The sequence below is a fragment of the Planktothrix tepida PCC 9214 genome (genome assembly GCF_900009145.1).
In the GTDB taxonomy this organism is placed as follows: Bacteria; Cyanobacteriota; Cyanobacteriia; order Cyanobacteriales; family Microcoleaceae; genus Planktothrix; species Planktothrix tepida.
The window spans coordinates 394,332-407,459 of the sequence record NZ_LN889803.1; the positions used below are offsets into that span (position 1 = coordinate 394,332).

The 13,128-nt window shown below is 45.5% G+C and carries 8 protein-coding genes; 3 read left to right on the forward strand and 5 right to left on the reverse strand.

Annotation, left to right across the window (positions count from 1 at the left end):
• Positions 1-34: 34 nt before the first annotated feature.
• From PL9214_RS19445 to PL9214_RS19455, 3 genes are all read right to left on the reverse strand, one after another.
• Positions 35-1,591, reverse strand: a complete 1,557-nt coding sequence (locus PL9214_RS19445; protein WP_072720413.1) for a hypothetical protein — start codon at positions 1,589-1,591, stop codon at positions 35-37.
• A gap of 317 nt (positions 1,592-1,908) precedes the next feature.
• Complete coding sequence (locus PL9214_RS19450) at positions 1,909-3,708, reverse strand: hypothetical protein (RefSeq protein WP_072720414.1); 1,800 nt, start codon at positions 3,706-3,708, stop codon at positions 1,909-1,911.
• A gap of 131 nt (positions 3,709-3,839) precedes the next feature.
• Entirely contained in the window at positions 3,840-6,053 is a 2,214-nt protein-coding gene (locus PL9214_RS19455; protein WP_139295112.1) for a DNRLRE domain-containing protein, read from the reverse strand.
• A 617-nt stretch (positions 6,054-6,670) separates the two neighbouring features.
• On the opposite strand from PL9214_RS19455, the gene PL9214_RS19460 reads away from it, so the two are divergent.
• Positions 6,671-7,288 carry an RNA polymerase sigma factor gene (locus tag PL9214_RS19460; RefSeq protein WP_072720416.1) on the forward strand — a complete coding sequence of 206 codons (618 nt, stop codon included), beginning with the start codon at positions 6,671-6,673 and terminating at the stop codon, positions 7,286-7,288.
• A gap of 216 nt (positions 7,289-7,504) precedes the next feature.
• Positions 7,505-8,380, forward strand: a complete 876-nt coding sequence (locus PL9214_RS19470) for an SDR family oxidoreductase (RefSeq protein ID WP_072720418.1) — start codon at positions 7,505-7,507, stop codon at positions 8,378-8,380.
• 12 nt (positions 8,381-8,392) lie between these two features.
• Here the strand turns inward: PL9214_RS19470 and PL9214_RS19475 are convergent, their stop codons facing one another.
• Together PL9214_RS19475 and PL9214_RS19480 are read right to left on the reverse strand one after the other, a co-directional pair.
• Positions 8,393-9,712: a DNA-processing protein DprA gene (locus PL9214_RS19475; protein ID WP_222425254.1), complete on the reverse strand. Its 1,320-nt coding sequence runs from the start codon at positions 9,710-9,712 to the stop codon at positions 8,393-8,395.
• Between the two features lie 18 nt (positions 9,713-9,730).
• The gene (locus PL9214_RS19480; RefSeq protein WP_072720420.1) at positions 9,731-11,827 is read right to left on the reverse strand and encodes a RecQ family ATP-dependent DNA helicase; all 2,097 of its coding nucleotides are present in this window, start codon (positions 11,825-11,827) and stop codon (positions 9,731-9,733) included.
• Between the two features lie 200 nt (positions 11,828-12,027).
• Between PL9214_RS19480 and PL9214_RS19485 the strand changes: the two genes are divergently transcribed.
• On the forward strand, positions 12,028-13,125 hold the full coding sequence (locus PL9214_RS19485; RefSeq protein WP_072720421.1) for a permease: 1,098 nt from the start codon (positions 12,028-12,030) through the stop codon (positions 13,123-13,125).
• Positions 13,126-13,128 lie beyond the last annotated feature (3 nt).

A 13,128-nucleotide genomic window follows, 5' to 3' on the forward strand; every position in this document is an offset into this window, starting at 1 on the left:
GGCGGAACGCCGCGCCCTCAACCGCGCATCTGGCTTACAGGGTCACCTGGGTATTCTCTGTTTTAAAAACTTTAGATGAAACTAGACTGCCTTTGGCCGGGGTTTCCTGCCAGCTGTACTCAATGACGCCACTGAGGTTGGGGCTTCTGGTGACAAAGTAAACATTTTTGGTCCATTCCGCATCTCTCTGGTCGAACTCAACGGTCTTGGTTTCCCGATCGCCGTCTCCTGAAGGCTTGTAGGTAACTTTCACCCGCACGCCCTTTGCTCGAGCCACTTGGCGAGCCGAAGCATCGACCACAATCTTTGCCAGTCCCACATTTTCTGGTGCCAGCACCCACTCCCCAGATCTGGTGGGTGGGAGTTGCGCGGTGAAATTCTCCCCTAGAGAATATCCAGTCTCAACTACCAAAGGCTCTCCGGGAGGAGCGGGAAGGGTCACGGAATGGAAACTGGGCTCTTCGAGAGTCTTGGTTTGCCCTGCACAAGTGACCCGGATCGAATAGAGTAAAGTGCTTTCCGGCTCAAACCCCAACCGAACCACTTTCTCTCCCGCAGTTGAGCCAGTCCCCCCAGAAGTGCCCCCTGCTGCAGTTGGGCCAGTCTCACCCAAAACGGGGCGCAATGGCTCATCAATAGTTTCGGGTGAACTTTGGATGCGATCGCGACCGTTTCCGTCAGGAAACCAAGAACTCACGTCAGTCTGTCGCTCGACGGAGTAGCTGTGAGTTTCTGTGTCTGTGAACTGCGCCTCCAAGGTGGAGCTATCGGGGAGGATATTCCCAGCCTGGGCTTGCTGGGCTCGCGGGAGGAGCAGGTCGGCGGCACTCTGCTTGACCTTGCCCTCCACTCTTTGGCGAAGTTCCTGCGACACCGCATTGACTTCTGTGATACTGAGGGTGATACGCCCCTCAGTGATGGCCTTTTCTATTTGAGCGTGGCAGTCCCCCAGAGAAATAGGCCTTTGCTGCTGTTGGTTCCTTTTGGGAAACAAACCTCCTAACCTGGAGGTTGGCTGCTGTTCTCCCCCAGTAGCGGTTTTGACAAGCTCCGCAATATCAGCAGCCACATCCCCCGCCAGGCGGATGGCGATGGCAGCGGTTACTCCAATCTCAGCGCTGTATTTGACGCGCAGGTAATCTGGCTCACCGCCGAGAGCGGAGAGGGCTTGGTGTTTTTCTCCAGCGGTGAGCGTCTCCTGGAAAATGGTGGTGTAGGGCAAGAACCCAGAAGAGGGAGAGGTTTTCAATACCTGAAAGTTTCCTTGACCGTCCCCGATTTCCAGCGACACTTCTGGACTGGAAACCGAAGCCATATCCAGGACGATGGAATGGGAGTTGATCTGGTAGCGCCGGGCTATCTCTGCCTTTAGGTCTTCGAGCAAGCTGGACTCCACATCCCATCGGGTCTGCAATTGCAGTATGGCACCCCGATCGCTGACCCAAAGGCTGAGGGTGGGCTGACCGGAGAAATCTGGCTCGGGTTTTGGTTTGCCTGGGATGTAATATAAAGTCCGGCCATCCGAGCTGGCTGCCTGGTAGCACCGGACGCCATGGAACTCAAAGCCCAGGGTTTCTGGCAATTTAGTCATGTTTAAGAGGTGATTTATTCAGTAAAGATAAGCAAGAAGGACAGGGGGGCTAACTGACCTGTACCGTAGAGGCTGCGGGGTGGGACTGTCTGACCCTTAACTGCTAGGGGTAAAGGTAGGGAACTTTTCCCAAGGTGTAACTGGTGAGTTATTCAGCGCTGATTTCACAAATAAAGCTTCACTGCTCTCTAGCTATTTTCAAGTCAAAGTTACCACAGTAGTGGCAGTCCGTTGGGTGAGATCTCGCAATTGCCCTCCCACAACTATGCAATTTAAGCTTTGCTTCACAAATTGGCTGGCAGTGGCCTGAGAGAAATTCACACTTGAAGGTTCAAAGGTTGCGAGGGGGAGCAGTAATCTGACCAAGGGGACGGTTGGGAACTGGGGCCTTCAAGCTGCTGCCGGTAGCGGTAGCGGGATTGAAAGGGGGATTGAGGCAAATACTTGAGTGCCTGTTTGGGAGTATCGGGCAAGAAAAATAAGGTAATTTTGTCGGTTTCTGGTCTTCCCTCCGGCAGGAACTCAAAGACGGCAAATAGAGTGTTCTTAAGCTCGCAGCTCACCTCAACCTGCTGAGTCCCGTACTGGGGCAGGGAGTGCAAATCCAGCCAAAGGGGATTGGCCGGCACCGGATCGAGCTTAATGGTTCCTAACCCTTCCTTGGAACGAGCTTCAATTTCTAAGGTAGCTCCTTCCGCGCCTTTGGGAATGGCCAGGGCGATCACTGGCCGATCGAGAGTAAGCGCAAACAGATCCTGGATCTGAGACCCGCTGTCAGGGCGTTTCAAAATTCCCTGGATGTCAGCCATCTCCAGCAAAGACCGAGAGGCTTCCACCGGCACGAAATCCACGGGAAAGTCATCGGGATTGAGGATCAGCAAATCTCCCTGATAGGTTTTAACTGTTCCGTTGAAGCGTTGAATGCCTGTTGCGTCTTGAAGGACGGCATAGGTTTGCAAGGTGTACTCTTGCTTCTCGGCAGGAGAGAAGCGGAGGACAACAGCCGGAGTGTCGCCAGATTCGTTCAATTCTTCTGTCTCTACTATGGCTTGGGGACGCCTGGGGATATTGGGTTTTGCCCGAAAGGTCACTCCCAAGGCCACAACCCCCCGTCGCTGTTTCGGAAGGTTATCAGCGAGGTAAACCCGCAGGTGTCCAGTGTTAATCGCCGGAACAACTGTCTGTTTGACCACCTCGTCGATTCCTTGGTCTTGGACGAGCTGTCGGGCGGCGGCAAACGGATCGAGTTGGAGTACCAAGGGGCGATGGGCTGGCGTAGGTTCTGACAGATCCCAGAGGAAACGCCCGGTGCCGGTGTCCGCCGGTGAGAGCAGGGCGATGCGGGGGCCGGCACCAGCGGTCTCCGCTGGACAAAAAGTGCCGAAGCGTTCCCGGACGCGATCCGCGAGCACCTCAGCCACAGCGCTAGGAGCGATGGCATCCAGGTTCCCTTCGACCTTCAGATTTGCGGAGTTAAGGCTGTTTCGGAAGTAATTGACAATCGCATCCCTGGGAACCTGCCTGTTCTGATTGCCCAGATCTGCTAGAGCTTCCAGCAGCTGTTTGGGGTCAAAGCTGACTTTCAGTGGCAGTCGGGGGGACACACCAACTATCTCCATCTCAGCTATGGCTTTTAATCCCAGCAGATTGCCCCCCTCACCCTTCAGGGAATCTCGCAGCAGGAGAGCGTTGTTTTGCGAGAGTTTCAGCAGATATCGCCCTCTGCCGAGACCGTTGCCAGCCAGGGGAACCGGTTGCAGCAATTCTTCCGGCACACGATCTATTTCTGTCAAGGGGCGGAAGCGGAGAAATCCTGACGAGAAGCAAGCAGGGACGAGGGTAGCTCCCGAAGATCTCTCGCGCAGCACCCTCAGCGCTGTGTCCATCTGGTAACGAGACAGAACCGCAAATTCCAGCATCCCATGCGGTTCCGGGGGTCGAGAGAGATTCTCTCCGCGCACGAGTGTTAGCGCGAAATCAGGTTTTCCGTCAGCGCGGGCAGCGATTTCCAAGCCATCGGGCACGAGAACAAAGTTGCCAGTGCCTTCATAGGGGTAGAATATTTTAACTTCTGCCTGGATGGGCGCATAAAAATCAGGCAATCCTTGCAAGGACATGTCACACCTCACTTGGGTACACAGATAATTTCTATCGTGATTTTGTCTTTATGGAAGCTGAATTAAGCTGGGCAATACAAATTCGCCATCTTCTGCCAACTGCTTTTAGACTTATCGGCCCTATAGGTCAATTAGACCTTCCCATCTATGTAGATTATTTCCTCTGTCGTTGTCAGCCAATCAGAGATTGTTTGCTGTCCATCCTTGCGAATCACTCTCTTTTTGTAATGATAGGTTCCCGGATCTTCTTGCCCCCAAAAAATCATACTGATAGGCAACCGAACGGTCACGCTGGCACTCAAGTTGCTGGCGGTGAGTTCTACAGCATCACTCCGATCGAAGTCCACCACAATAGACTGAATCTGTACAAATGTCGCTACAACTGTCCTAAGCGTGATAGACTTAGTAAAAGTTATCGGTACATTTTTCTCAATTGTCCCCCATATCTGCGCTTTGTTATCCGGCAACCGACATTGAAATGGGATACTCTCTCGCCCGAACCCTGGAATTTCAACCGCAACCTGTCCCGTCAAAAGCGTGTTTTGTACTTCGCTGCTGAACATGGCATCCCAAACAGCTTGAAAATCCTTCAGAGATAAGGTCAAACTGTCAAAAATTCCATCCTTAAGGCTGACTCGAGCGTTGCGAACTGAGCCGATCTGTCCGGGAATGGACAGGCTGAACTGGAGCTTCCGCTCGTCGGCGTTCAGAGGCGAGAACTCCAGACCTTCAGCCCCTGACGGCAAAGGAGAGGGCGCATAGTTGAGCAGCGCTCTGGCAGCCGCTTCCAGCCTGTTAGCATCTACAACTGGCGCTGCGTAAAACTCTAGAATCGCTCGGATTTTTTCCTCATCGAACGAACCGTCAGACGACTCAAAGGACAGGGAAATGGTTGGACCTTCGGAGTCCGATCTCCTGCCAATTTCAAAGCTGTCCGGCAGGTAGTAAAATCGATAGCGATCGCTTGCATCCTGGTAGTACCGGTACGAAATGCCCTTCCAAGGGACTTGCCGACAAATCAAAGCCTGTCCTGTAAGAGTGGGTTTGATGGACTCAAATATGTACTGGTACAGCAAAGGAGGAAAAAAGAAGGTGTCGTCTACGATGTTATCCAGGATATTATTCTGTTCCTGATACAAAAAAGGAGTGTAGGTAACGATTAGCTGCGGGCGATAGGCTTCCGTGCTTGACCTGCTCGAATAATATCTCACCCTGTAACCGTAGCTTTTAACACACAGGGAAATCTTCTTATTCCCCGCCAACTTTGCTCTCACCGCAGGTGTGATGTCTGCGGTCATATCGCGGTTATCGATGCTTTTCGGCTCCTGGCGCGACGGTGGCAAACTGTCGAACCCGTACCAAGTCCACCAAGATCCAAGCATCTCGCCAATTTGAGGCTGATTGCCCCAAGTGAGCGAGGTAGGATTCCAATTGTCGTCTAAAACTAAATGTGTGTACTGGTTTCCGTCTCCTCCATAGGCATAACCTGCAAAAGCGGTCATTTGAAAGTTCACACTGTCGATTCTGACGTTATTGGGCAGGGAACTCAGATTGAAGCGCACATAGGCGAGTTTCTGCTTGCCGTCCCCCTTCCATAAGGGTTCGACTTCGAGATACGGCTGGCTGCCGAAGTTACTGCCACTGCTATCTTGGATGACATAGCTGTCCGCTTCCGGATAGAGCTTAACGGTTTCCTTCCAACGCTGAAGATCGGCAGGAGATAATTCCGTCACGGAAGTTGCCACCCTCACCTTGCGCCTGACGACGAGGGCAGCTTCATAGCTTATGTCAGTCAGCACCGCATAAACTTTGTCTCGTTCTTCTAAAGTGTTCACTCGCAAGACGGCTTTTAATGTCTGCTCTCCGTCTCGTTTCGTGACTTCCTGAAATTCCAATGACTGTGGCTGCCCTTGCCACCGATAGTTGATCACTACCGTAACTTGGGGTGCTATCGCTTGGGCATTGCGGATCTGAGGCTCTAGACTCGGGGCAGGATAGGCCTGGAGATACAACTCCAGAACCCACTTCTGACCGTCCGGACGCATCGACATGCGATACCGTCGCTGGCCGGAAACTTCTTCTTCTGCCAGCTGGTAGCGAGGCAGATAGAGCTTTTGTGCCGGGTCAGTCGCTCTCTCAAACAGAATCTCATCTTTGACTTCACCCGTGGGGGAAACCGGAATCCTGAGATCGTTTCTGGGAACGGGAGTCCCCGACACTCCCTCATCCGGCTCTCCTGACTGTACTCCTCCCTCTTCGAGGTCCACGACTCTGAAGATTTTGGTCATGGCTGGCTGAGTGCCAACCATACTTTTTAGGGTCACCAAATTTTGCGACAGTTCCATCACAGCTTTTTTTGATGTCCAAATTACTCGTTGTATTTATAAGACGCTGAAAAAAGGCTATTTTTGAAATTTTTGAGTTTCATGCTATTTCTGGCAGATGCAATGAAACTCCTGGGGAGGATTGGCAAGGTCTTTTTGGCTTTCTAGGGACACCGGCTCCTGAAAAACCTCTAAGGGCGAGAACCGTTGTCAGCAGGAGTTTACGAGGGTTTCATGGCTTCCTCGACCACCCCGCCGATGGGGTGGTGCAAGTAACAGGCGCGCTTAAAGCCCACGGCTTGCACCCAGGGGACTTTTGGCTGCACTGCCTCTGGCCTTGCCAGCAATCACATTAGACATCTCCGAAAATCTCCAAATGCCCTCTATCGCTACTTTTGGAATCTCTAGCACTCCTGTGCCGGCTTCTCCAAAAGNATGCAATAAAAACTAATTTTTTACAAAATGTATTTTTTCTTAAAACTGTTTAATACAAAAAATTAATTAATCTTAATCCCCAAAGATAGCGAATTTCCCTTGACAGACATCTATCTAAAGGAATAAATTTTTTTATGTCGGGACAGAGAGATTAGTTTGCCTGTTTCTAATTGGTCGGTGTTGTATCGTTCCGAGGTAAGAAAATGAGTTTAAATACTCTCTCATCTGGCGTTTTAAAATGTTGTGATCATTCGTCAGATATGGGTCAAAATTTTTGGCAGCAATGGCAACAGTATCAAGATTACCTTTATCGTTGCTGCGTCAAGTGGATGGGTGGAAATTCAACCGATGCTGAAGATGCGCTCAGTCAGGCAATGCTAAAAGCTTGGGAGAAGGTGCAAAAATATGCCACAGGAGAAATTACTAATTTTAAGGCTTGGCTGACGACACTTACTCATAATCTTTGTGTGGATCTTCATCGAACACGCAGCCGGGGGGCAAATCGAGTTGAAGATATAGAAGTTTACATATCTGGTGAGGAGCAAGAACTGGTTGCTTTTGAGAATACGCCTCTATGTGTAGTGGAGACTCGCGAGAGAAAAATGGTTATTCGTCGCGCTATTGGTAACTTACCAACAAGGCTGCGTGAGACGTTTATTCTGTACTTTTATCAAGAACTTCCTTATCCAGAGATTGCCCGAAAACAAAATATTTCCTATCATAATGTCTGCAAGCGTATTTCCGAAGCACGGAAGATTTTGCAAGCAGAGTTGAGGGGATATTTTATCGGGAACGATGGGACGGATAAGCTGACGGGGTGACAAAGAAGCTAGAAGGCAGACTGAATCAACATCATAGCTCTCTGACCTCTTTGAAAAAAAGGGATCTTATTGCATTTAAGTAGGTGGTCATAAATAAAGTCAACAATAGAAAAAGATTGTTTAGGATAATTCTTGAGAGTTGCTAAGGGAATTAAACCGCAAGCGTTCGTAGGTACAATCATTTCTTTCGTTTCTATCTTCAGAGGAAAATTAACGATGTTCTTAGTCACAGGTGCAACGGGAGATTTAGGCTGTTCCATTGTTCAACAATTATGTGATCAGGAAATTCTGGTGCGAGCTTTTGCGCGTTTAACTTCTCGATATGCTCAATTGGAACACCGAGGGGCTCAGATTTTTATTGGAGATTTAACGGAAAAGCGAGATATTGAAAAAGCCTGTCAAGGTATCCAATATATTATTAGTACCCATAGTAACCCCAATGATCCATTAGGGGTTGATTATCGGTCTAATATTGATTTAATTGATGCAGCAAAAGCCAATAATGTTCAACATTTTGTATTGATTTCTGTGTTAGGAACTGATCGAGGCTATCAAGATTCCCCGATTTTTAAAGCCAAGCGAGAAGTTGAGAAATATTTAGAATCTAGTGGGTTAAATTATACTATTTTAAGACCGTCAGCCTTAGCATCTAGTTTATTACCCTTAGCAGAACGCTTTAAACAAACGGGGCTTTATTTATTAATTGGGGATGCTAAAAATCGAACTTCTGTTGTTAGTACCGATGATATCGCTCGAATTGCCATTGATTCAGTCTTTATCGAAGCAGCAAACCAGAAAATTATTCCTGTAGGGGGGCCAGAAATTCTCGCTAGAGAAGATATTTATCAAATTTTTAGTCGCGTTTTTAATCGAGAAGCGATTGTGATTAATCTGCCTTTATTTTTATTTGATGGACTACGAGGAAGTTTAGGATTAATTAATTCTGATTTATATCAAAAATTAGGAACATTACGAGTTTTATTAGGTAATGAATTCTTCTGCACGGCGGAGGAAATTCAAAACTTAGAGCAACTTTTTTCGATTAAAATGGAAAGTTTAGAAAGTTACATTCGTCGGTATTTAAGCAGTTAATAATTGTCTTAATTATTCCATTTCAGGAAGTAGAGACAATTGAGTCAGTTGTTGATTAATAACATAAGCAACGGGTTTCTTGGTTTTTTTTACTTTCCCTTCAGCAACGGCTCTATTTAACCAATCTTGCATTTGTCCTTGTCGGACTTCCAAACGTTCAGCAATGGATTTCGTATCTAAAGGTTGATGTAAATGAGCCAGGATGAAGGGTAAAACTGCTTCATAAATATCCTTTGGACTCATCGGAAAAACTGTCGGGATAGTGTCTGTAACTTGATGCTCAGATCCTTGTGTTTTTTCCTCAAGTTTGGGTTGAGAGAAAGTCGTTTGATTCATATCTTTTAGAGTTAATTGATCTATTGCTTCAACTTCTGAATTAACTGCCTCCAATACCGTTCTTAATAGTCCTTTTAACGAAGAAGATGCAGGTATTATAGGAAAAGGTTGGGCTCCTTGTTTAACTAATTCTTGATTCCCTTCCGGTATAGTATCTTGCATCCGTACAAAAACGGGTATATCTTTAATTTTTGAAAGTGCTTCTGTTGCTCCCGCCCAAGTTCCACCTGTTTGATAACCAGAACTAACAATTAAACCATAATCGGCTAAAGCATAAATATATTTATTTCGACCCATTGCATTACCCGTGTTGAAGCCAGCATTCGGATCATAAGGAGAAATTAAAGTTAATCTACCTTCAGCAATACTATTGCGATATTTACCATTTACAGAGGTTTTAATTAAACTATCAGCTAACACCCCAACAGCCGTTCCACCCGCTTCTAATATCCCTAACATTGAAATTTGATCGACCCCACGAGCACCGCCAGAAATGACCTGTATTCCCTCTTCAGCGCAAGTTTTTGCGATGGTCTGAGTATAGTCAATTTCCTGTTCAGTAACATCACGAGAACCAACAATCGCTAACCCTCCAGCAGAGAGTAATTCTATATTACCAATTCCATAAAGAATTGCAGGAGCTTTGTGTTTCAATCTCTGCTTTAAACGTTTAGGATATTGACTGTCACCCCGTCCCAGTATCCAGAGTCCTTGAGTTGTCCATTTTTCCACTGCTAAACTCAGCATCACACCCCTTTCTAGTAAAGCTTGGATGCGCTGGATATCAAGCTTTTCAATAGCAATATCTTGCAATTTATTTTTGATGTTTGAACTTAATAAATCTCCTGGTCGCATTTGATTTTCCTGAAGCCAAACTGCTAAGAGATTATACTCAGTTAGCGTCAGAGGTTGGGGTTGAGAAAGTCGATTTTGTCCAAAGCTGGCACATAACAACAAAATCGCTTGAGTATCGGGTGATAGGATAGGATGATTCATAATTTTATTATAACTTTTTTAATCGGCTTTTTCCAAATAATTTAACGCTAAAGCAAGGGGAAAAACAGCACCGCTACCCGCTTGTTTTAATAGGGCTACAATGACCGTCAATGTCCAACGAGAATCGACCATATCATCTATTAAGAAAACAGCACCATTCATGACATTCTCAATATAAACTTCAAAAACCCCATCTAAATTATGCGCTTGTTGGTAACTGTTACTCATCTCTTTTTGTTGTTGATTGGGTTTAATTTTTCGCACCACTGGAATAAACGGTAAATTTAATTGATTAGCCAATCTTTGAGCAAAATTCGGCACAAGTTCTGGACGATTTAAAGAAGGAACACAAGTAACCCAAGTCGGGGAAGGTTGCGGTTGCCATCGTTGAATCATGTCAAAAGCACCCTTCACTAACTCATCATTAAAATAATTATCTTGATATTTTCCTTTTTTAACTAATTCTCCCCAACCTGCATCACCCCAAAGAGATAACGCCCTTCCAGGTTCAGCTTTTAAATTGTTTTTAATATTACCAGAAAAGCTGTATGTTAATAAAGCTTGTGATGCCCATTGTTTTCGAGGTTCAATGATTTGGTCGCTACGACGTAAATATTGAATTGCTTGATTAACTAATTCTATTGAGTAAGTTTCTGGGATTAAAGGTTGACCTAAACACACCGCACATTTACCACAGTAAGTTGGATTAGAATCATCTAAAGCTTCGGCGAGAAAAGCCATTAAGCACTGTTGACTTTTCATGTATTCTTGCATTTGAAATTGTTCAGCAAGACGAATTTGGGTCAACTGTTCAATTTTCTCTGTATTGGGTTGATAATTAACTGCTGTAGGGGTAGCATTCCATTTAGATTCTATCTTAGTTACAGGTGAGGGAAATTCCAAAGAGAGTAATTTTAACACTTTCTCAATTTGTCCCCTAGAAAGATTCAATTTTTGCTCAAGTTGAACAACAGACAAGCCATTATCCGCTTGATTAAGAGCATTTAAAACCTCCTGAGTATGGGCTTCGGGAGGAAAAGCAGTTCTAATAAAATAGTTAGTAATGTCCTCGTCTTCATCCCCATTTAAAAGAATTCCATAAGCTTGTTCTACGGCTCGTCCGACTTGTTGATAATAATGCACAACAGAACCCGGACGTTGATAATGAATCACAAATCCTAAATCTGGTTTATCAAAACCCATACCTAAAGCCGTTGTAGCGACTAACGCTTTAATTTCATTATTCAGAAGTTGGTCTTCTAAAATTAATCTATCTTCATTTTTTAGCTGACTGTTATAAGCTTTAGCCACAATTCCTTGTCTGCTTAACCAATCTGCAACTCTTTCACTATCTTTAACAGTTAATGTGTAGATAATTCCGCTTCCGGGTAAGTTCGGCAGATGTTCAGCTAACCATGCCATTCTAGCGGCTGGACTGGGAATATAAATATTTTGTAGTTGTAAGCTTTGGCGAGTTAAAGTTCCTCTGGAAACTTGCAAATTTGTTCCTAATTGAGTGATAATATCATTAACTACTCGATTGTTTGCTGTAGCCGTTGTTGCTATAGAAGGAATATTAGAAGGTAAATCATTTAAAATTCTAACAATGTGACGATAATCCGGGCGAAAGTCATGCCCCCAGTCAGAAATACAATGGGCTTCATCAACAACAAATAAACCGATTTTTTTAGAAATAGGTAAGAGTATTGTTTCTCGAAATTCTGCGTTAGCAAGTCGTTCGGGTGAAATCAATAAAAGATCAATTTCATCGGCGAGTAACTGATTTTTAACTTGTTCCCAATCTTCTGTATTTGTGGAGTTAATAGTTGCTGCTTTAAGCTTAATTCGTTCGGCGGCTGCAATTTGGTTTCGCATCAAAGCAAGTAACGGTGAAATAATCAAAGTGGGGCCGTATCCTCGATTTCTTAACAAGCGAGTGGGGAGAAAATAAACTAAACTTTTACCCCAACCTGTGCGTTGAACCACAAGAAGACGGGAACGGTTTTCAATTAAAGTTTGAATGGCTTCCCATTGTCCGTCTCTAAATTCAGCAGTTTTATTATTAAGAGCAGTTCTGAGAAGTTCTAACGCTTCTTGTTTAAGTTCGTTGGTCATATTAATCACGAGTTGAGGGAGTTATCAGCTTTTAATTTTAACTGACTCAACAATTGACACCTAACGTCCCACATTGAACAATTCCGCCATCCGATCTGCTAAGTTGGATAAAGCACTGATTGGGGTAAAATGGCTCAAGTCCCCTGCTCCAATTGATCCCCTGGATCATAACAGTGCGTTATTCTCCGCATAGGTAACGGATGTCAGCAACATTCATCCATCAATTTAATAGCGGTTTTACGCTATTCCTCAGCTTACTGGTTGAAGCGATCCCCTTTTTACTCTTGGGGGTGTTATTTTCCAGTTTGCTGTTGTGGTTTGTCGATGAACAGAAACTCTTATCCTATATTCCTCCCCATCCCCTCCTAGGGGCGTTTGTGGGAAGTTTAGTCGGGTTTCTGTTTCCTGTGTGCGAATGTGGGAACGTTCCCGTCGCCCGTCGGTTACTATTGCAAGGGGTTCCTTCATCGGTGGCCATTGGTTTTTTATTCGCCGCCCCCACTATTAACCCCATTGTCATCTGGTCAACTTGGACAGCGTTTCGAGATCAACCGGAAATCGTCATTTTACGGGTTTTATTTTCTTTAACCATTGCTACGATTTTAGGCTGGGTTTTTAGTGTCCAGAAGGACTTAAGGCCCATTGTTCAACCCGCTATCGCCCGTGCGTTACCCATCGTTGACCCTCCTCAACCCTCTGACTCTGAGGTTAAAGGTGCTTCCTTGCTTCAGTCAGGAACCTATTTTTTAGGGGAGTCCGAAGAACGTCTGCGCCTAGAGTCCCTTCCCGCTTGGAAAACTCAAAAACTCCTGAAAAAACCCGCAAAAAAAGCACCTGTCGCTGTTAAACCTGTCCGTGCACCTTGGAAAACAATATTTTTTACTCCCACAAAAGAACGTTGGGGTTCAATGTTAGAAAATATGGTGCAGGAATTTCGAGAATTAGGAGGAGTATTAGTCTTAGGAAGTTTTATCGCTGCACTCATTCAAGTGGCGGTTCCCCGTGAATTTATTCTCAATTTAGGTCAAAGTCCGGTGACATCAATTTTAGCGATGTTATTATTGGCGGGAATCGTTTCCATTTGTTCAACCGTTGATTCATTTTTTGCCCTCTCTTTCTCGTCTGCATTTAGCAGTGGAGCACTGTTAGCCTTTTTAGTTTTTGGGCCAATGATTGATATTAAAACCGTTGGTTTAATATTATCGGTTTTTAAACCCAGGGCGGTTTTTTATCTTGTTATTCTGGCTTTTCAGTTAACCTTTTTATTGACCCTAGCGGTTAACTTGAATTTCAGTTAATTG